The 23,138-nt window shown below is 70.1% G+C and carries 1 protein-coding gene (only partly in view); it reads left to right on the top strand.

What is annotated here, in order from left to right; genetic code table 11:
* Positions 1 to 295 precede the first annotated feature (295 nt).
* A protein-coding gene (locus NS2_RS00450) for a non-ribosomal peptide synthase/polyketide synthase (protein WP_147207044.1) crosses the window boundary here: on the top strand, positions 296 to 23,138 show its 5' portion. It continues 21,536 nt past the right edge of the window; 22,843 of the gene's 44,379 nt are visible here — the first part of the coding sequence; its start codon is at positions 296 to 298; its stop codon lies off the right edge, out of view.

Here is a 23,138-nt window from a genome sequence, read left to right as displayed (position 1 = left end):
CGAAATGCGATGATAGCTAAGGGCGATGGCCCTTTCTGGTTGCGGGTTGCGCGCTGACGGTAGATTGGGCCGAGTGTCCGTCACCAATTCCGCGACTGTGACCCGGCCGAGGCCGGTGGGTGTGGTCGTGCCCATGTAACAAGATCGGCCAGCTGGGGGGATACCCCAGGGAGTCTCATTAAACGGTGAAGTGAGCCCCGAATCCTGGCCGCCACGCTGAAGCGGCTGTGGCGTCCTGTTCGGGTTTTCGGCGGGGAACGCTGCGCGGCGTGGTGTTCCGGAAGCGAGGTTTGTGTTGGACCGGCTGGATTTCGGCGGCAACGGCGAAGCTGGCAGCGAAATCGCTCCGGGATCGGGTGCGCTTTTCCCACTGTCGCCCGCGCAGCTCGGTATCTGGTACTCCCAGCATCTGGACCCGCAGGTACCGATCAATATCGCCCAGTACGTGGAGTTGCGCGGCGAACTCGACATCGAGTTGCTCGAACGCGCCATGGTCTGCGGCTCGGAGGAGTTCGGATCGGGCTTCCTGCGCATCGTCGAGCGTGACGGCGAGCCGATGCAGATGGTGGACCAGTCGCTGGATCGCACCATCTATCACGTCGACCTGAGCGGCGAGGCCGATCCGGCCGCGGCCGCCCAGGCCTGGATGCGCGCCGACTACAGCGCCCCGCTGGACCTCACCCGCGACCGTCTCATCAAGACGGCCATGGTGAAACTGGCCGAGGGCCATGACTACTGGTACGCCCGCATCCACCACATCGTGCTGGACGGTTTCGGCGCGGTGACCTACATGACCCGCGTCGCCGAGCTCTACACCGCGTACGTGCGCGGCGTCGAGCCCGCGCCGCACAAGCTGACCGACCTGCCCACCCTGGTCGAGCAGGAATTCGCCTACCGCGACTCCAGCCGTTTCAAGGCCGACAAGGAGTACTGGGCCGAGCGGGTCGCCGGACTCGAGGACGGCACCAGCCTGGTCGGGCGTTCCGCGCCGCCCGCGGCCGTGAACCGCATTGCCACCGGCGCGCTCACCGGGGATCAGTCCTCGCTGCTGGACGCCGCCGTGGCCCGCCACGAATCCTCGCCCGCCGGGCTGCTGATCGCGGGTTTCGCCGCCTACCTCGCGCAGTGGACCGGCAGCGAGGACGTCATCCTCAGCCTCCCGGTGACCGCGCGCACCACCGCGATCATGCGCCGCTCGGGCGGCGCGGCCTCGAACATCGTGCCGCTGCGCCTGCACGTCGGGCACGGCACCACCGTGACCGAGCTGCTCGCGCAGGTGACGGTCGCGGTGTCGGGTGCGCTGCGGCACCAGCGCTACCGCGCCGAGGACATACGCCGCGACGCCGCGGGCGAGTTCTCCGGCGGTGATGTCGGTGCGCAGTTCTTCGGCCCGTGGGTCAACATCATGTTGTTCCACAACGAGGTCGTGCTGGGCGACATCACCGGTGAGTACAGCGTGCTGTCCACCGGTGCCATCGAGGACCTGGGCGTCAACTTCTACCAGTCGGTGAAGGGCACCCGGAACCACATCGACTTCGAGACCAACCCGAACCTGTACTCCGAGGACGAGACGCGCAGCCACCACGCGCGGTTCCTGGAGTTCTTCGACCGCTTCCTGGCGGCGGGGGAGAGCCAGGCCGTGTGGGGCCTGCCGATCACCGGCGAGACCGAACGCGCCAAGACCCTGGTCGAGTGGAACGAGTCGGCGCACGAGGTGCCGACCACCACGCTTCCGGCCTTGCTGGACAAGCAGATTCCGCTCACCCCGGACAATGTCGCCGTCGAGTTCGAGGGCGAGCAGCTGACGTATGCCGAGTTCGGCGCGCGCGTCAACCGCCTGGCCCGCTTCCTGATCGCCGACGGCGTCGGCCCGGAATCGCTTGTCGCCCTGGGCATGCGGCGCTCGCTGGAGCTGGTCGTCGGCATGCACGCGGTGCTGCGCGCCGGTGGCGCGTACGTGCCGATCGACCCGGATCACCCGGCCGATCGCACCGCCTACATCCTCGAGTCCGCGGCACCGGTCTGCGTGCTGACCAGCTCGCGCGACGACCTGGAACTGCCGACTGCGTCCAATGGCCGCTCCGCAAGCTCCGCGGCTGGGGTGCGGCGCTTGGAGATCGACACCCTCGACGTCTCCGGCTTCTCCGCAGAGCCGGTGGCGGACGCGGATCGGCTGTCCCCGCTGCGCCCGGACAACACCGCCTACGTCATCTACACCTCGGGTTCCACCGGCCGCCCCAAGGGCGTCGCGGTCACCCACCACGCCATCGTCAACCAGGAACTCTGGATGCTCGACGAGTATCCGATGACCGCGGACGATGTGTACCTGCAGAAGACCGCGCAGACCTTCGACGTGTCGCTGTGGGGCTACTTCATGCCGCTGCTGGTCGGCGCGAAGCTGCTGGTGGCCACCCCCGACGGTCACCGCGACCCGCTGTACGTGGCCGATATGATCGAGCGCCACGGCGTCACGGTCACCGACTTCGTGCCGTCGATGCTGACGGTGTTCGTCGCGCACGCCACCCGGGTCCAATGCGCCTCGCTGCGCTACGTTTTCGTGATCGGTGAGGCGCTGCCGCCGGAGACCGGCGCGGGCTTCCGCGAGATCACCGACGCGGGGCTGCACAACCTGTACGGACCGACCGAGGCCGCGGTCTCGGTGACCTACTGGGAGAACACCGCCGCCGACACCGTCACGGTACCGATCGGTATGCCCGAGTGGAATGTCGAGGTCTACGTTCTGGATTCGCGGCTGCGCCCGGCCGCCATCGGTGCCGCGGGTGAGCTGTATCTGGCGGGCCGTCAGCTGGCGCGCGGGTACAAGGGTCGCCCGGATCTGACCTCGGATCGCTTCGTGGCGAATCCGTTGTCGCCCAACGGCGAACGCATGTACCGCACCGGTGACCTCGTTCGCTGGAACGAGGCGGGCGCGCTGGAGTACATCGGCCGCACCGACTTCCAGGTGAAGTTCCGCGGTCAGCGCATCGAGCTCGGCGAGATCGAGACCGACCTGCTGGCCCATCCGACCGTCAGCCAGGCCGCCGTCCTGGTGATGGACACCGCGACCGGTCAGCAGCTGGTCGCCTACGTGGTGCCGGTGCCGGGACAGAGCGTCGACCCGGCCGAGCTGACCCGCTTCGCCGCGGAGAAGCTGCCGTCGTACATGGTCCCGGCGTCGATCACGGTGCTGGATGCCTTCCCGCTCAACACCTCCGGCAAGCTGGACCGCAAGGCCCTGCCCGAGCCGGTGTTCAGCGCGGACGCCGCCGGTTATCGGGCGCCGCGCACCGCCGCCGAGGAGATCGTGGCGGGCGTGTTCGCCGATGTGCTCGGGCACGAGCGGGTCGGCGTGGATGACAACTTCTTCGATCTGGGCGGCAACTCGCTGGTCGCCACCCAGGTGGTGGCGCGTATCTCGGCGGCGTTCAGCACCCGGCTGGGTGTGCGCGCGCTGTTCGAGACCCCGACCGTGGCGGGTCTGGCCGCGCGCGTGGAAGCCGCTGGGCCCTCGGACGTCTCGCGGCCGCCGCTGGTGGCGCAGCAGCGCCCGGAGCGGGTGCCGCTGTCGCTGGCACAGCAGCGCATGTGGTTCCTCAACCAGTTCGACCCCACCGTCCCGACCTACAACCTGCCCTTCGTGGTGCGGTTGCGCGGGCAGGTCGATATCGAGGCCCTGCAGCTGGCGCTGACCGACGTGGTGGCGCGCCAGGAATCGCTGCGCACCATCTTCCCCGAGTCCGGCGACGGCGGCTTCCAGCGGGTGCTGCCGGTCGACGAGGTGGAGCTGGGCATCGAGGTGGCCGACCTCGCCGAGGCCGAACTGCCCACCGCGCTGGCGGAATTCGCCTCCGCCGGGTTCGACGTCTCGACCCAGCTGCCGATTCGCGTGCGGGTCTTCCGGGTCGCGCCGGAACTGGGCCGTCACGCCGCGGCCGAGTCCGACGATGTCGATCTCGCGGTCGCGTTCGTCGTGCATCACATTGCGGCGGACGGCTTCTCGTTCGGTCCGCTCTCGCGCGACATGACCGCCGCCTACCTGGCGCGCGTCGCCGGTCAGGAGCCCGCGTGGGCCCCGCTGCCGGTGCAGTACCAGGACTTCAGCATCTGGCAGCGCGAGCTGCTCGGTTCGGAATCCGATGCCGAATCCATGGCCGCGCGCCAGATCGCCTACTGGCGTGGCGCTCTGGCCGGTCTGCCGGATCAGCTCGACCTCCCGGCCGACCGCCCGCGCCCGCCGGTGCAGAGCTTCCACGGCTCCCGCGTCACCTTCGAGATCCCGGCCGAGCTGCACGCGCAGCTGGCGGGTCTGGCTCGCGCCCAGGGTGTCTCGCTGTTCATGGTCATGCACAGCGCCCTGGCCGTGCTGCTGGCCCGGCTCTCGGGTACCTCCGACATCTCCATCGGCACCCCGGTCGCCGGACGCGGTGAACAGGCCCTCGACGACCTGATCGGCATGTTCGTCAACACCCTGGTGCTGCGCTCGGAAGTGGATGGGGCGCAGCGCTTCACCGACTTCCTGGCGCGCACCCGGGACGCCGATCTGGCGGCCTTCGCCAACACCGACGTCCCCTTCGAACGGCTGGTCGAGGTCATCAACCCGACCCGTTCGCAGGCCCGGCATCCGCTGTTCCAGGTCATGCTGTCGTTCCAGGAGATGTCGCACGGCTCCATGGAGCTGCCCGGCCTCACCGTCTCTGCGGACGAGCTCGAGGTCGACATCGCCAAGTTCGACCTGCAATGGACGCTGACCGAGCAGCGCGGCCTGGCCGGTGAGCCCGCTGGGCTGTCGGTGGTGCTGTCCTACGCCACCGACCTGTTCGACGCCGCCACCGTCGGCGAATTCGGGCGGCGCTACCTGCGCGTCCTGGAGACCGCCGTAGCCGCGCCGGACATCGTGGTGCGCGATATCGACGTGCTCGACTCCGGTGAGCGCGAGACCGTGCTGCACGCGTGGAATCACACCGAGCGCGAACTACCCGCCGCGGCAACGGTTCTCGATCTGTTCGAGGAGCAGGTCCGGATCCGCCCGCACGCCACCGCGCTGATCTTCGATCCGGGCGAGCGCAACGGCAGCATGTTCGGACCGGCCGCGGAACTGTCCTACGCGGAGTTCTCCAGCCGGGTGAATCGCCTGGCGCGCAAGCTCATCGACGCAGGCGTCGGCCCGGAGTCCCTGGTGGCGGTGGGTATCCGCCGCTCGGTGGACATGCTGGTCGCCATCTACGCGACGCTGACCGCCGGTGGCGGGTACGTGCCGATCGACCCGGATCATCCGGCCGAGCGCACCGAGTACGTGCTGCGTACCGCGCGGCCCGTCGTGCTGCTCACCACCGCGGACGATGCGGTCGAGTACTCGGATTACCCGGTGCTGCACCTGGATTCGCTGGATCTGAGCGACTACAGCGATGCCCCGGTCACCGACGTGGACCGCCTCGCGCCGCTGCGGCCGACCAATGCCGCCTACGTGCTGTTCACCTCCGGCTCGACCGGCCGCCCCAAGGGCGTCGCCATCCCGCACGCCGCGGTGCTCAACCAGATCGCCTGGATCACCGGTGAATACGGCATCGACGACACCGATGTGATCCTGCAGAAGACGCCGGTCACCTTCGACGTGTCGGTGTGGGAGCTGTTCGGCTCGCTGGCCGTGGGCGCGCAGCAGGTCATCGCCGCGCCCGACGGGCACCGCGACCCGATGTACCTGTCCGAGGTCATCGGGCGGCATCGGGTCACCATGACCTCGTTCGTGCCGTCCATGCTGAGTGTGTTCGCCTCCAGCGCCTCGGCCGCCGAATGCCTGTCCCTGCGTGCGGTGCTCGTCGCCGGTGAGGCGCTGCCGCCCGCGACCGTGACCGCATTCCGCCGCTTCTCCACCGCGGCCGTGCACAACCTGTACGGCCCGACCGAGTTCACCGTGCACGCCACCTACGCGCCCATCGACGCGCCCGTGGTCACCTCGGTGCCCATCGGCCGCCCGGTGTGGAACGCGCAGACCTACGTGCTGGACGAGGGCCTGCGCCCGGTTCCGGCCGGTGTCCCGGGTGAGCTGTACCTGGGCGGCACCCAGGTGGCGCGCGGCTACTTCGGCCGCCCCGACCTGAGCGCCGAGCGCTTCGTCGCCAACCCGTACGGCGCGCCGGGCACTCGACTCTACCGCACCGGTGACCTGGTGCGCTGGAACCACGGGCGCTCCGCGGGCTCCGCGCCCGCGGGCGGAATCGACTATGGAATTCTCGAATATATCGGCCGCACCGACTTCCAGGTGAAGTTCCGCGGCCAGCGCATCGAGCTCGGCGAGATCGAGACCGCGCTGCTGGACCACCCCAAGGTCCAGCAGGCCGTGGTGCTGGTCATCGACACCGTGGCCGGCGATCAGCTGGTCGCCTACATCGTGACCCGCGGGCCGGTGGACCTGGACGGGGTCAAGACCTCGCTGCAGCGCACGCTGCCCGCGTACATGGTGCCGGGCTCGATCATGGTGCTGGACGCCTTCCCGCTCAATGCCTCCGGCAAGCTGGATCGCAAGGCGCTGCCCGCGCCGCGCTTCGAGGTGCGCGAATTCCGCGCTCCGACAACGCCGATCGAGGAGATCGTCGCGCAGATCTTCGGCGAGGTGCTGGGCATCGCCCGCGTCGGCGTCGACGACGACTTCTTCGAGCTGGGCGGCAACTCGCTGATCGCGACCCAGGTGGCGACCCGCCTGGGCACCGCCCTGGACACGCGTGTGCCGGTGCGCATGCTGTTCGAGGCGGCCACCGTGGAAGCCCTCGCGGCCCGGGTGGAATCGCATGTCGGCGACGGCGGGCGCAAGGCCCTCGTCGCGCGCGAGCGGCCGAACGAGGTGCCGCTTTCCCTTGCGCAGCAGCGCATGTGGTTCCTCAACCGGTTCGATACCGCCTCGGCGGTCAACAACATCCCGGTGGCCATCCGGCTGTCCGGTGAGCTCGATATCGCGGCTTTGCAGGTCGCGGTCATCGACGTCATCGACCGCCACGAGTCGCTGCGCACCGTCTTCCCGGAGACCGCGCACGGCCCGGTGCAGCGGGTGCTGGACGCCGCGCAGATCGTGCCCGACCTGACGCCGGTGCCGGTCACCGAGTCCAATCTCATCGACCACCTGGTCGAGCTGGCCACCATGGCCTTCGACGTGACCGACGAAGTGCCATTGCACGCTGCGCTTTTCGAGATCAGCGAGTCCGAGTACATCCTCGGCATGGTGGTCCACCACATCAGCGCCGACGGCTGGTCCATGGGCCCGCTGGCCCGCGATGTCATGGTCGCCTACGCGGCCCGCACCTCGTGGGAGGCCCCGGCCTGGGCGGAACTGCCGGTGCAGTACGCCGACTACGCGCTGTGGCAGCGCGAGGTGCTCGGGTCGGAGGAAGACCCGGAATCGCTGATCGCCAAGCAGATTCGCTACTGGGCCGACGCGCTGGCCGATCTGCCCGACGAGCTGGTGCTGCCCGCGGACCGGCAGCGTCCGGCCGTGGCGAGCTACCAGGGCGGCACGTACCCGTTCGCCATCTCGGCCGAAACCCAGCAGGCGCTGGTCGATCTGGGCCGTCGCCACAACGCCTCGCTGTTCATGGTCATGCACTCCGCGCTGGCGGTGCTGCTGGCTCGCCTGTCGGGCACCTCCGACATCGCCATCGGCACCCCGGTGCACGGCCGCGGTGAGGCCGCGCTCGACGACCTGATCGGCATGTTCGTCAACACCCTGGTGCTGCGCACCGAGGTGGACGGCTCCGAGACCTTCGCCGACCTGCTGGCCCGCTCCCGCGACACCGACCTGCACGCCTTCGCGCACGCGGACGTGCCGTTCGAGCGCCTCGTCGAGGTGCTCAACCCGGCCCGCTCGCAGGCCCGGCACCCGCTGTTCCAGGTCATGCTGACCTTCCAGAACACCCGGCAGGCCAGCCTGGAACTGCCCGGGCTCTCGGTCAACGGCATCGACTACGACGCCCGCCTGGCCAAGTTCGACCTCCAGTTGACCTTGCAGGAAGCCCAGGACGACCACGGCGAGAACGCGGGCATGTCCGCGGAGATCTCCTACGCCCTGGACCTTTTCGACGAGCCGACCGTCGCGGCCTTCGCGCACCGCCTGGATCGGATCCTGGCCGCGGTCATCGCGAACCCGGACGCGCCGCTCGGCGATATCGACCTGCTGGTCGCCGACGAGCGCGAACTGGTCCTCGACGAGTGGAACGACACCTCGTTCAACCTCGCCTCGGTGCTGCCCGCGCTGCCGGAAGGCGCTGAGTCGACTACGCGGCCCGCCGCGGTCGCGACGCTGGTTTCGCTGTTCGAGGCACAGGCTCTGACCAGCCCCGATGCGCCTGCCGTGGAATTCGAGGGGACAGCTCTGTCCTACGCCGAGTTCTCGGCACGGGTGCACAAGCTGGCGCGGAAGCTCATCGCGCAGGGTGTGGGCGCGGAATCGCATGTGGCGCTGGCCATCCGGCGTTCGCTGGATCTGGTCGTCGCCATGTACGCGGTGCTGGAGACCGGTGGCGCGTACGTGCCGTTGGATCCGGATCAGCCGGATGAGCGCATCGACTACGTGCTCGACACCGCGCGACCGGTCGCCATCCTCACCACGAGCCGCGATGACTTCGTCACCGGCCGCAATGTGCCGGTGCTCGAGGTCGACAGGCTCAGTCTGGACGCCTACTCCGACGCTCCGATCACGGATGCCGAACGGGGACAGGCGATCCTGCCCGAGCACACCGCCTACGTCATCTTCACCTCCGGTTCGACCGGCCGCCCGAAGGGTGTGGCGGTCGAGCACGGCGCGATCGTGAACCGCCTGCTGTGGATGCAGCACGAGTACCCGATCGACGCGAACGACGCCGTGCTCCAGAAGACCCCGGCTACCTTCGACGTGTCGGTGTGGGAGTTCTTCTGGCCCTTGCAGACCGGTGCGCGACTCGTTGTCGCCAAGCCCGACGGGCACCGCGACCCGGTGTACCTGGCCCAGGTGATCGCCGAGACCGGCATCACCACCGCGCACTTCGTGCCGTCCATGCTCTCGGTCTTCGTCGCCACCCTCGGCAACGAGAACGGCGACTCCTCGGTCCCCGCACCGCGTTTGCGTCAGGTCTTCGCCTCCGGTGAGGCGCTGCCCGCGCCGACCGCGCAGAAGCTGCGCGAGCTGACCGGTGCGCGCCTGCACAACCTGTACGGCCCCACCGAAGCCGCGGTCGATGTCACCTACCACGAGGTCATCGACACCGACACCGTGTTCGTGCCGATCGGCCGACCGGTGTGGAACACCGAGACCTACGTGCTCGACGCGCGCCTGCACCCGGTCGCGCCGGGTGTCGCGGGTGAGCTCTACCTGGCGGGCGATCAGCTGGCGCGCGGCTACCTCGGCCGCCCGGACCTGACCGCGGATCGCTTCGTGGCCAACCCGTTCGTGGGCGGCGACCGCATGTACCGCACGGGTGACCTTGTCACCTGGACCTCCGAGGGTGAACTGAACTACCTGGGCCGCACCGACTTCCAGGTGAAGCTGCGTGGTCTGCGCATCGAGCTGGGCGAGATCGAGGCGGCGCTGCTGGCGCAGCCGAATATCGCGCAGTCGGTAGTCGTAGTCCGCACGGATGCTCACGCCGGTGACCAGCTGGTGGGTTACGTTGTCCGCGAGCCTGATGCGGCTGTCGACATCGACGGTGTGAAGGCCGCGCTGAGCAGCTCGCTGCCCGCCTACATGGTTCCGGCCGCGATCGTCGTGCTGGACGCCTTCCCCGTCAACGCCTCCGGCAAGCTGGACCGCAAGGCCCTGCCCGCACCGGTGTTCGAGGCCAAGCGTTTCCGCGCCCCCTCGACCCCCATCGAGGAGATCATCGCCCAGATCTTCGCCGACCTGCTCGGCGCCGAGCGCGTCGGCGTCGACGACGACTTCTTCGAGCTGGGCGGCAACTCGCTGGTCGCCACCCAGGTGGTGGCCCGCCTGTCGGCCGCGCTGAACGCCGAGATCGGCGTGCGCGCGCTGTTCGAGGCCCCGACCGTGGCCGCGCTGGCCGCGCGCGTGGAGTCGCACGCGGGCACCGGTGTGCGCCAGGCGCTCACCGTGCGCACCCGGCCGGAGTACCCGCCGCTATCGCTCGCGCAGCAGCGCATGTGGTTCCTCAACCGGTTCGATCCGGAGTCGGCCGCCAACAACATCCCGGCGGCCGTACGGCTCACCGGCGCACTGGATCTCGACGCCATGCGCGGCGCGATCGCCGATGTGATCGCCCGCCACGAATCGCTGCGCACGGTCTACCCGTCGCACGAGGGCGTCGCTTACCAGAAGGTGCTGCCGACCGGCCGCGCCGTGCCCGAGCTCGAGGTCATGGACGTGACCGAGGGCGAGCTGTACGCCGCGGTCTACGCCTTCGCGGCCCAGGGCTTCGATGTCACCGCCGATACCGCGGTCCGGCTGCGCGCCTACCGCCTCGCGGCGGACGACCACGTGCTGGTGCTGGTGGCCCACCACATCGCCGCCGACGGTTTCTCCATGAACCCGCTGGTGCGCGACCTCATGACCGCCTACGTGGCGCGCAGCCTCGGAGAGACCCCGGGCTGGACCGAATTGCCGGTGCAGTACGCGGATTACGCGCTGTGGCAGCGGGAAACGCTGGGCTCGGAAGAGGATCCGCGTTCGCTCATCACCGAGCAGCTGGACTACTGGCGGTCGACGCTGTCCGGGCTGCCGGACGAGTTGCGCCTGTCGGTCAAGCCGCGCCCGGCCGTCGCCTCCTATGACGCGGGCACGCATCGCTTCCAGGTGCCGGGTGAGCTCATCGCCGGGCTGAACCGGGTGGCGCAGACCAATGGCACCACCCTGTTCATGGTGGTGCACAGCGCTTTCGCCGCGCTGCTGGCCCGCCTGAGCGGCACCGATGACATCGCCGTCGGCATTCCGGTGGCGGGTCGTGGCGAGCAGGCCCTGGACGATCTCGTCGGCATGTTCGTCAACACGCTGGTGCTGCGTTCGCCGGTGGACACCGGCGCGAGCGTCACCGAGCTGCTGAAGACCGTGCGCGAGCGCGACCTTCAGGCGTTCGCGCATGCGGACGTGCCGTTCGAGCGGCTGGTCGAGGTGCTCAACCCGGCGCGGTCGCAGGCGCGGCACCCGCTGTTCCAGGTGATGCTGTCGTTCCAGAACCTGGGGCGCACCTCGCTGGAGCTGCCGGGGCTGAGCGTGTCCGAGCTGGCCGTGGATCAGCAGTCCGCCAAGTTCGACCTCCAGCTCACGCTGAGCGAGGTCATTGACGGCGACTCCACCATGGACGCCGAACTCGTCTACGCGACGGACCTTTTCGACGCGCAGTACGCCGATGTCTTCGCGCAGCGCTTCCTGGCCGTGCTCACCGCCGTGGCCGCCGACCCGACCCAGCTGGTCGGCGAGGTCGAGCTGCTCAGCGACTGTGAACGCCGCAGGCTGCTCCAGGGCTGGAACGACACCGCGTTCGAGCTGGACGCGGCGCTGCCCGAGGTCACCGAAGGCGCTGCGGCGACACTGGTTTCGCTGTTCGAGGCGCAGGTGGCGCTGACTCCGGACGCGACCGCGGTCACGTTCGAGGGGACGAGTCTGTCCTACGCCGAGTTCGCGGCTCGGGTGCGCAAGCTGGCTCGCTGGCTCATCGCCGAGGGCGTCGGCCCGGAATCGTTTGTGGCGCTGGGCATGCGCCGCTCCATCGACCTGGTCGCGGGCATGTACGCCGTGACCGTGGCCGGTGGCGCGTACGTGCCGCTGGATCCGGATCACCCGGCCGAGCGGACCCAGTACATCCTCGACACCGCGCAGCCGGTCTGCGTGCTGACTTCCGGCGATGACAGCCCGTTGGGCGGTATGGGCGTGGAAGGCGTCGATGCGAACCAGGTTCGGATCGACGAGCTGGATCTGTCCGGCTTCGCCGACACCCCGGTCTCCGATGCCGAGCGGCTCTCGCCGCTGCGCCCGGGCAATACCGCCTACGTGATCTTCACGTCCGGCTCGACCGGCCGCCCCAAGGGTGTCGCCGTCTCGCACGCCGCGATCGTCAACCGCCTGGTCTGGATGCACGCCCAGTACGGGCTGGCCGCCTACGACGTGGTGCTCCAGAAGACCCCGGCGACCTTCGACGTGTCGGTGTGGGAGTTCTTCTGGCCCTTGCAGGTCGGCGCGCGCCTGGTGGTCGCCAAGCCGGACGGCCACCGCGATCCGGCCTACCTGGCCGGGATCATCGTCCGCGAGGGCGTCACGGTCACCCACTTCGTGCCGTCGATGCTGGCGGTCTTCGTGGCCACCCTGGCGGGCCAGGCATCGGATACAGCGGCCGCGGCCGAATGCGTCAGCCTGACCAATGTCTTCGCCTCCGGTGAGGGACTGCCCGCGCCGACCGCGCAGAAGCTGCGCGAGCTGACCGGTGCGCGCCTGCACAACCTGTACGGCCCCACCGAGGCCGCGGTCGACGTGACCTATCACGAGGTCGTCGATGCCGATATCGCGTCGGTGCCGATCGGTGCCCCGGTCTTCAACACCCAGGTCTACGTGCTGGATTCGCGGCTGAAGCCGGTTCCGGTGGGTGTCGCGGGTGAGCTCTATCTGGCGGGCGATCAGCTCGCCACCGGGTACGTGGCCCGCCCCGACCTGACCGCGGATCGCTTCGTGGCCAACCCGTTCGGCGAGGGCGTGCGCATGTACCGCACCGGTGACCTCGTCACCTGGACCGGCAATGGCGAGCTGGAGTACCTGGGCCGCACCGACTTCCAGGTCAAGCTGCGCGGTCTGCGCATCGAGCTGGGCGAGATCGAGTCGGCGCTGACCGCCATCGATTCCATCGCCCAGTCGGTCGTGGTCGTCCGCCATGACGAGCGCACCGGTGATCAGCTGGTCGCCTACCTGGTCGCGGCCGACGCGTCCGTGGATGTCGACGCCGTGCGCGACGCGCTGGCCGAGCAGCTCCCCGCCTACATGGTCCCGGCCGCCTTCATGGTGCTGGACGCCTTCCCGCTCAATGCCTCCGGCAAGCTGGACCGCAAGCAGCTGCCCGCGCCGACCTTCGCCGCCCGCAGCTTCCGCGCCCCGGCCACCCCGGTGCAGCAGACCGTCGCCGGCACCATCGCCGACGTGCTCGGCCTGGACCGGGTGGGCCTGGACGACGACTTCTTCGAACTCGGCGGCAACTCGCTGATCGCCACCCAGGTGATCGCGCGCCTGTCCGCCGCCCTCGACGCCGACATCCCGCTGCGCACCCTGTTCGAGGCCACCACCGTGGCTTCGCTTGCCGCGCACCTGGAGTCGCGCGTCGGCACCGGCGCGCGCGCCGCGCTGGTGGCGCAGGAACGGCCGGAGCTGGTGCCGCTGTCGCTGGCGCAGCAGCGCATGTGGTTCCTCAACCGCTTCGACAACCGCACCGCGGTCAACAACATCCCGGTGGCGCTGAAGCTCACCGGCACCGTCGATCTCGCCGCCTTCGACGCGGCCGTCGGCGACGTGCTGGCCCGGCACGAGGCGCTGCGCACCGTCTACCCCGAGGTCGAGGGCGACGGCTACCAGCGCATCCTGCCGATGTCCGAGGTCGACTTCGAGGTGCGGTCCGAGACCGTCACCGCGGCCGAACTCACCTCGCGCATCACGCAGCTCGCGAGCGTCTACTTCGACGTCACCCGCGAGCTGCCGTTCCGCGCCACAGTGCTCAGCCTCTCCGAGACCGAGCACGTGGTCGTGCTGGTGCTGCACCACATCAGCGCCGACGGCGCGTCGCTGCGCCCGCTGCTGCGGGATGTGGTGGCCGCCTATCTGTCCCGCGCCAACGGTGACGCCCCGGCCTGGACGCCGCTGCCGGTGCAGTACGCCGACTACACGCTGTGGCAGCGCGAGATCCTCGGCGCGGAAACCGATTCCGAGTCCATCGCCGCCCAGCAGATCGCCTACTGGACCGACCGGCTGGCCGACCTGCCCGAGCAGATCGAACTGCCCGCCGACCGGCCGCGGCCCGAGATCGCCACCAATGCCGGTGGCATCTACGACTTCTCGATCGACGCCGAGTTGCACCGCGCACTCACCGGCGTCGCCCGCGAGCACGACGTCACGCTGTTCATGCTGGTCCACGCCGCCCTGGCGACCTGGGCCGCGCGCCTGTCCCGCGCCACCGACATCGCCATCGGCACCCCGATCGCGGGCCGCGGCGAGCGCGCGCTGGACGACCTGGTCGGCATGTTCGTCAATACTCTGGTGCTGCGCAGCGAGGTCGCGCCGGGCGCGGCCTTCCGCGACCTGCTGGCCCAGGTCCGCCGCACCGACTTGGCCGCCTTCGCGCACGCCGACGTGCCGTTCGAGCGGCTGGTGGACTTGCTCAGCCCGGTCCGCTCGCAGGCGCACCACCCCCTGTTCCAGGTGGCGCTGACCTTCGAGGCCGCCGGGGCCAAGGACGCGCAGTCCGCCTCCCTACCCGGGCTGGAGCTCGAGGTCGTCGAATTCGACCCGGGCACCGCCAAGTTCGATGTGCAGCTCACCGTGAGCGAGCGCGCCGACGGCTCACTGGGCCTGTCCTGGAACTACGCGACCGATCTGTTCGATGTCGAGACCGTGGCCTCCTTCGCCGAGCGCCTGGTGCGCATCCTGCGTGCGGTGGCCGAGGATCCGGCCGCGCTCATCGGCGATATCGACCTGCTGGGCGAGGGTGAGCGCCACGATGTGGCCGAGTACTGGGTCTCCGCGGGCGAGGACATCGTCGCGCTGGCCGGGATCGCCCGCGCGGCGGTCGCCGAGGCCGAACGCGGTGTGGCCGAAGGCATTTCGGGCATCGCGCCCGAGGCGGCGGCGCTGGCCGCGCTGGGCGGGGCCGCCGAGCGACTGACCGACCCGCTTGCCGCGGTGGCGAGCCCGTTCGTCGACACCGACGCCACCCTGTCGAGCCTGTTCGACCTGGCCGTGGCCGCGAACCCGGAGCGGGTCGCGGTGCGCTTCGGCGACGAGGAGCTGACCTACTCCGAGCTCGACCGGCGCGCGAATGTGCTGGCGCGCAGGCTGATCGGCGAGGGCGCGGGGCCGGAGTCGCTGGTGGCGGTGCTGCTGCCGCGCTCGGCGGATCTGGTCGTCGCGCTGCTGGCCGTGATCAAGACCGGTGCGGGCTACGTGCCGATCGATCCGAGCTACCCGGCCGATCGCATCGCCTACGTGCTCTCGGACGCGCGGCCCACCAGCGTGATCACCGACTCGACGGTGCAGGTCGAGCAAGCGCGGGGAGGCGGAGCGGCCGCCGAGCTGAACACCGTGCTGCTGGACGGTTTCTCGCTGGAGGCCGGGGATATCGAGGACGCGGCCGACACGCCCGTCACCGATGCCGACCGCCGCGCCGCGCTGCGCCCGGACCACGTCGCCTACGTCATCTACACCTCCGGCTCCACCGGTCGCCCCAAGGGCGTGGCGGTCGCGCATCGGAACGTCGTGCGGCTCATGGCCAACACCGATCGCGAGTTCGGCTTCGGGCACGACGACGTGTGGACGCTGTTCCACTCCTACGCCTTCGACTTCTCGGTCTGGGAGCTGTGGGGCCCGCTGCTCTACGGCGGCAAGCTCGTGGTCGTCGACTACTACGTGTCGCGCTCGCCGGAGCAGTTCCTGGAACTGCTGCGCCGCGAACGCGTCACGGTGCTCAACCAGACGCCGTCGGCGTTCTACCAGCTCGCCGAGGCCGACCGCATCGCCACCTCCGCGGGTGACGAGCAGGCCCTGGCGCTGCGCTACGTGATCTTCGGCGGTGAGGCGCTCGAGCTGCGCCGCCTCTCGGATTGGGTTGCCCGCCACGGCGATTCCACGCCGTACCTGGTCAACATGTACGGCATCACCGAGACCACGGTGCACGTGTCCGTGCGCGTGCTCGATGCCGACACCATTGCCGCCGCCACCGGTTCGGTGGTCGGCCGTGCCATCGCGGGTCTGCGCGTGTACGTCCTCGACGACCGGCTGCACCCGGTGCCGGTCGGTGTCGCGGGCGAAATGTACGTGGCCGGACCGCAATTGGCGCGCGGCTATCTCGGTCGCCCGGATCTGTCCGCGGCCCGCTTCGTGGCCAGCCCGTTCGGAATCGCGGGCGAGCGGCTGTACCGCTCGGGTGACGTGGCCCGCTGGAACCGCTTCGGCGAGCTCGAATACCTGGGCCGCGCCGACGACCAGGTGAAGGTCCGCGGTTTCCGTATCGAGCTCGGTGAGATCGAGTCCGCGGTGCTGGCGCAGGCCGGCGTCGCGCAGGCGGCGGTCATCGTGCGCGAGGACCAGCCGGGCGATCAGCGGATCGTGGCCTACGTGGTGCCCGAGGACGGCATCGCGCCCGCCGTGGACGCCGTCCGCGACGGAGCGGCCGAGCTGCTGCCGTCCTACATGGTCCCGTCCGCCATCGTGGTGCTGGACCGAATCCCGCTGACCGTCAACGGCAAGCTGGACCGTCGCGCCCTCCCGGCCCCGGCCGTGCAGGCGCGCGCCTTCCGCGCGCCGGAGACGCCGATCCAGGAAACCGTCGCGGGCGTCTTCGCCGAGATCCTCGGACTCGAGCGGGTCGGCCTGGACGACGACTTCTTCGACCTGGGCGGTAACTCGCTCATCGCCACCCGCGTCGCGTCCCGCATCGGCTCGGCCCTCGACACCACCGTCGCGGTCCGCACCCTGTTCGAGGCCACCACCGTCGAGGCGCTCGCGGCCCGCATCGAATCGCACGCCGACGGCGCTTCGCGCGCCAAGCTGGTGGCGCGCACCCGCACGCCGGGCGCGCTGGTGCCGTTGTCGTTCGCGCAGCAGCGCATGTGGTTCCTCAACCAGTACGACACCTCCTCGGCGGCCTACAACCTGCCGCTGGCCATCCGCCTCACCGGCGAACTCGACACCGCCGCACTGGAACTCGCGGTCGCCGACGTGGTCCGCCGCCACGAGTCGCTGCGCACCCGCTACCCGGAGCACGGCGGCACCCCGATGCAGGTGGTCGTCCCGGCCGAGGAGATCGCCCTCGACCTGCGCCCGGTCACCGTCACCGCGGCGGATCTGACCGCCACCGTGACCGCGTTCGCCACGCTCGGCTTCAATGTGGCCGAACAGGTTCCGCTGCGCGCCCGCCTGTTCCGGGTCGGCGGCGAGGACTCCACCGAGCACGTGCTGGTGGTCGTCGTCCACCACATCGCCGGTGACGGCTTCTCCATGTCGCCGCTGGCCCGTGACGTCATGCTGGCCTACACCGCCCGCAACCAGGGCGCGGTGCCCGGCTGGGCCCCGCTGGCCGTGCAGTACGCCGACTTCGCCATGTGGCAGCGCGAAGTGCTGGGCTCGGAAGAGGATTCGTCCTCGATCATGGCCCGGCAGGTCGCCTACTGGCAGCGCGTGCTCGGCGGCGTGCCGGACGAGCTGGCGCTGCCCACCGACCGGCCGCGCCCGGCCATTGCCTCGCACCGCGGCGCTACGTTGCAGCGGGCGCTGTCGCCGGAGCTGATCGGCAAGCTGGAAGAGGTTGCCCGCCAGCGCGGTTCGTCGCTGTTCATGGTCATGCACAGCGCCCTCGCGGTGCTGCTGGCGCGGCTCTCCGGTGGCGATGACATCGCCGTCGGCACCCCGGTCGCCGGTCGTGGCGAAGCCGCGCTGGACGACCTGGTCGGCATGTTCGTCAACACCCTGGTGCTGCGCACCGGGATCGAGCCGGGCGAGTCGTTCACCGATCTGCTGGATCGCGTGCGGCACACCGACCTCGACGCCTTCGGCAATGCCGACGTGCCGTTCGAGCGGCTGGTGGAACTGCTCGCGCCCGAGCGCTCGCAGGCCCGCAACCCGCTGTTCCAGGTCATGCTGGCGTTCCAGAACCTGGACCGCACCAGCCTGGAACTGCCGGGGCTGACCGTCTCGACACTGGATCTCGACGAGAACATCTCCCGCTTCGATCTCCAGTTCACACTGTCGGAGCAGGACTCCGGCATGACGCTGGCGCTCACCTACGCCACCGACCTGTTCGACGAGGCCACCGCGGCCGGGTTCGCGCAGCGGTGGATGCGGGTGCTGGAAGCCGTCGCCGCCGACTCGGAGATCGGTGTCGGCGCGATCGACATCCTGGATTCGGGTGAGCGCGCGGATCTGGTGGCCCGTTTCGGTCTGCCCGCCGTCCCGGCGCGCACGCTGCCGGAGCTCATCGCCGACGCCGTCGCCATCGACCCGGCCGCGCCCGCGGTCGTGTTCCAGGGGACGAGTCTGTCCTACGGCGAGCTGGATTCCCGCTCGAACCGCCTGGCGCGCTTGCTCATCGAGCGCGGCATCGGCGCCGAGGACCTGGTCGCCATCGCGGTGCCGCGTTCGGATGACTCGTACTTCGCCGAGTGGGCGGTGTCCAAGACCGGTGCGGCGTTCGTGCCGGTGGACCCGAACTACCCGGCCGACCGCATCGCGCACATGGTCACCGACTCCGGTTCGCCGGTCGGCCTCACCGTGGCCTCGGTGCGCGCGGACATGCCGGATTCGGTCGAGTGGCTGGTGCTCGACGAGCTGGAGCTGAACGCGTTCGCGGACACCGCGATCGCCGACGCCGAGCGGGTCCGCCCGCTACGTCCGGAGCACCCGGCCTACGTCATCTACACCTCCGGTTCGACAGGTGTGCCCAAGGGCGTCGTGGTCACCCACGCCGGTCTGGCCAACTTCACCGTCGAGCAGGCCGAGCGGTACGCGCTCGACTCCTCCTCGCGCGCACTGCATTTCGCGTCGCCTTCGTTCGATGCGTCGATGCTGGAATTCCTGCTCGCCATCGGCAAGGGCGGCACCCTGGTGGTCGTCCCGCCGGGCACCTACGGCGGCGAGGAGCTCTCCGAGCTGATCCGCCGCGAGGGCGCGACCCACGCGTTCATCACCCCGGCCGCGCTGTCCACCTTCGGACCGGCGGGCCTGGACTCGCTGCGCGTGCTGGTCGCCGGTGGTGAAGCCGTACCGGCCGATCTGGTCGAGAAGTGGGCGGTGCCCATTGGTGAGGGGACACTGCCGGACGGCGCCATTCGTGCCTTCCACAATGGCTACGGTCCGACCGAGACCACCATCATGACCAACATCAGCGACGCGCTGGTGCCGGGCGATCTGGTCACCATCGGCGGCCCGATCCGGGGTATGCAGTCGCTGATCCTCGACAACCGGCTGCGGCCCGTTCCGGTCGGTGTCGCGGGTGAGCTCTACCTGTCGGGCATCCAGCTGGCGCGCGGCTACCACGCGCGTCCGGGCCTGAGCGCCGACCGGTTCGTTGCGAACCCGTATGTCGCGGGCGAGCGCATGTACCGCACCGGTGACGTGGTGCGCTGGACCCCGGACGGCCTGGTCGAGTACGTCGGCCGCTCCGACTTCCAGGTCAAGGTGCGTGGTTTCCGTATCGAGCTCGGCGAGATCGACGCGGCCCTGGCCTCGCACGAATCCGTCGACTTCGCGGTCACCGTCGGCCACAAGAACGCCGCGGGCGCGACCTCGCTGGTGTCGTACGTGGTTGCCACGCCGGGCCATTCGATCGATGTCGCGGCCGTGACCGCGCATGTCGAAGGCCGCCTGCCCGCCTACATGGTGCCGTCCTCGGTCATGGTCATCGACCGTGTCCCGCTGACCCCGGTCGGCAAGCTGGACCGCCGGGCGCTGCCCGAGCCGGTCTTCGCGACCGAGGTGGTCTTCCGCGCGGCGCGCAATGCCCTGGAACAGACCATTGCCGAGGTCTTCGCCGAGGTGCTCGGCCTGGAGCGGGTCGGCATCGACGACTCGTTCTTCGCGCTGGGCGGCGACTCCATCGTCTCCATCCAGCTGGTGTCCCGCGCCAAGGCGCGCGGCGTGGTGTTCTCGCCGCGCGACGTGTTCGAGCAGCGCACCGTCTCCGGCCTGGCCGCCGTCGCGGAAACCTCGGACGGCCAGGGTGATTCGGCCCCGCAGCTGACCGAGCTGCCGGGCGGTGGCGTGGGTGTCATGCCGCTGACCCCGGTGGTGCGGTTCATGGCGGGCCGCTCCGGCGAGTTCGGCCGCTTCAACCAGACCATGGCCCTGGAACTGCCGATCGGCATCGATCGCGTGGGCATTGCCGCCACCGTCGGCGCGGTCATCGACCGCCACGACATGCTGCGGGCGCGCCTGCGCCGGGTGCCGGACGCGGACTGGATCGTCGAAACCGCCGCCCCCGGAACCATCGACGCGGATTCGCTCATCGACCGCACCGAGTTCGACGCGGGCGTCACCGACGCCGAGCTGGTCGAGATCGCCACGGCCGCACTGGACGCCACCCTCGACAAGCTGGATCCGGCTGCGGGACAGGTCATCCGGTTCGTGTGGCTGGAACCGTCCGACAGCTCGCGCGCCGGTCGCCTCGTCGTCGTCGCCCACCACCTCGTGGTCGACGGTGTCACCTGGCGAATCCTGGTGCCGGACTGCGTCGCCGCCTGGGGTCAGCTGTCCGCCGGACAGACCCCCGAGCTGGTCGCGCCCGCCACCAGCATGCGCACCTGGGCGCACGCCCTCGAGCGGGAAGCCGCCACCGAGGAGCGCGTGGCCGAACTCGCGTTCTGGCGCAATGTCGTCGAGGGCCCGGACCCGCTGCTCACCGAGCGCGCCATGGATCCGGCCGTGGACGTCACCTCGACCATTGCCAAGCATCGCGTCGAGCTGTCGGCCGAGGCCACCAAGGCGCTGCTGACCACCGTGCCCGCGCTGTTCCACGGCGGTGTGAACGACGGTCTGCTCACCGCACTCGCGTTGGCGGTGGCCAAGTTCCGCGCCGCCAAGGGACTGGGGGAGAAGGCCGGGGGGCAGGACACAGCCCTCGTCCGGCTGGAAGGCCACGGGCGTGAGGAAGAGGTCGTGCCCGGCGCCGACCTGTCCCGCACGGTCGGCTGGTTCACCGCGATCTTCCCGGTGCGCTTCGACCTGTCGGCCATCGACGTGGACGCCGCCCTCACCGGCGGGCCCGCCATGGGCCGGGCCATCAAGGCCATCAAGGAACAGCTCCTCGCCGTGCCGGACAAGGGCATCGGCTACGGCCTGCTGCGGTACATGAACTCCGACACCGCCACCCAGCTGCCCAAGCAGCTGCCGGGGCAGGTCAGCTTCAACTACCTGGGCCGGGTCAACGAGGGCGACGTGCCCGAGGCGCTGCGCGGGTTCGGCTGGATCCCGGCACCCGAGCTGGCCGATCTGGCCGGTGCCTACGACGGTGACATGCCCGCCATGGCCCCGATCGACATCAACGCCATCGTGGTCGGCGAGAAGCTGACCGCGAATATCGGCTACCCCGCCACGCTGCTCAGCGCCGCGGAGATCGCCGAGTTCGCGGCGCTGTGGACCTCCGCGCTGGAAGCGGTTGCCGCGCACGCCGATTCCGCGCAGGCGGGCGGGCACACCCCGTCCGACTTCGGACTGGTCCGCATCACCCAGCGCGATATCGACGGCTGGGAGAAGCAGTACGGTGCGCTGAGCCAGGTGTGGCCGCTGTCCGCGCTGCAAGCCGGTCTGCTCTTCCACGCGCAGCTGGCCGCCACCTCGGTGGACGTGTACACCGCGCAGGCCGTGCTGACCCTCGAGGGCCGCGTGGACGCCGACCGGCTGCGGTCGGCCGCGCAGGCGCTGCTGGGTCGCCACGAAATCCTGCGCACCGCCTACGTGAACGACGCCTCCGGTGCGCCGGTGCAGATCGTCATCGACGGCGTGAAGGTGGCGTGGACCTACCACGACCTCACCGATATCGCCGACCCGCAGGCACGCACCGCCCGCGCGGCCGAGATCCTGGACGCCGACCGCGTCCAGCGCTTCGACCTGACCGAACCGCCGCTCATCCGCTACACGCTGGTGCGCACCGACGCGACCAGCTACCAGCTGGCCGTGGCCAACCACCACATCCTGCTCGACGGCTGGTCCATGCCGCTGCTCATGCAGGACCTGCTGGTGCTCTACGCCACGCACTCCGACACCGCGGTGCTGCCGCCGGTGCGGTCCTACCGCTACTTCCTGGAATGGGTTGCGGCGCAGGATCGCTCGGCGTCCATCGCGGCGTGGCAGAACTCGCTGCGCGGCGTCTCCGAGCCGACCCTGCTCACCCGCCCCGACGCGGGCCGCGAGATCACCGCCCTGTCCGGTGAGTACTTCTTCGACCTGGACGAGACGGCGACTTCACGCCTGACCGCGCTGGCCGCCGAAATCGGCGTCACCCCGAACACCGTGCTCCAGGTCGCCTGGGGCATCCTGCTCGGCCGCCTCACCGGCCGCGAGGACGTGCTGTTCGGCACCACCGTCTCCGGCCGCCCGGCCCAGCTGTCCGGCGTCGAATCCATGGTGGGCCTGTTCATCAACACCGTCCCGGTGCGGGTCGCCTTCGATCCGGCCGAGTCGGCGCGCTCGCTGCTCACCCGCACCCAGGGCGAGCAGGCCGACCTGCTGGACCACCACTACGTGGGCCTGGCCGACATCCAGTCGGCCGCGGGCATCGGCGGACTCTTCGACACCCTGGTCGTGTTCGAGTCGTATCCCGTTGACGCCGACGGCATCCGGTCCCAGGCCGCCGATATCGACGGCATGGCCGTCACCGGCCTGGACGCCGCCGACGCCACCCACTACCCGCTCACCCTCATCGCCCAGCTCGACAGCCGCCTGCGCATCCGCGCCGGTTACCTGCGCGACTTGTTCGACGAGGACACCGTTCGGCGCATCGCCGATCGCCTGCTCCGCGTGCTGACCGCCATCACCACCGAGTCCGCCGCGGCCGTGGGCGATATCGAACTCGTCGATGCCGCCGAGCGTGAACAGGTTGTGACGCTGTGGAACCGGACCGAGTTCGACACCGAGCCGGTCCTGCGTGAACTCACCTCGGCCGAGCCGACCGGTACCGCCGCCGCGACGCTGGTCGCGCTGTTCGAGGCGCAGGCCGCACGGACGCCCGACGCGGTCGCGGTCAGCTTCGAGGGGACAAGTCTGTCCTACGCCGAGTTCGGCGAGCGGGTGCACCGTCTGGGGCGCTGGCTCATCGAGCGCGGTGTCGGCGCGGAATCGTTTGTGGCGCTGGGTATGCGGCGCTCCATCGATCTGGTGGTCGGCATGTACGCGGTCGCCGTGACCGGTGCCGCCTACGTGCCGCTGGATCCCGATCACCCGGCCGAGCGCACCGAGTACATTCTCGAGACCGCCGACCCGGTGACCG

The sequence above is a fragment of the Nocardia seriolae NBRC 15557 genome, assembly GCF_007990715.1.
Classification (GTDB): domain Bacteria; phylum Actinomycetota; class Actinomycetes; order Mycobacteriales; family Mycobacteriaceae; genus Nocardia; species Nocardia seriolae.
This window is presented reverse-complemented; position numbering and strand designations above follow the sequence as displayed.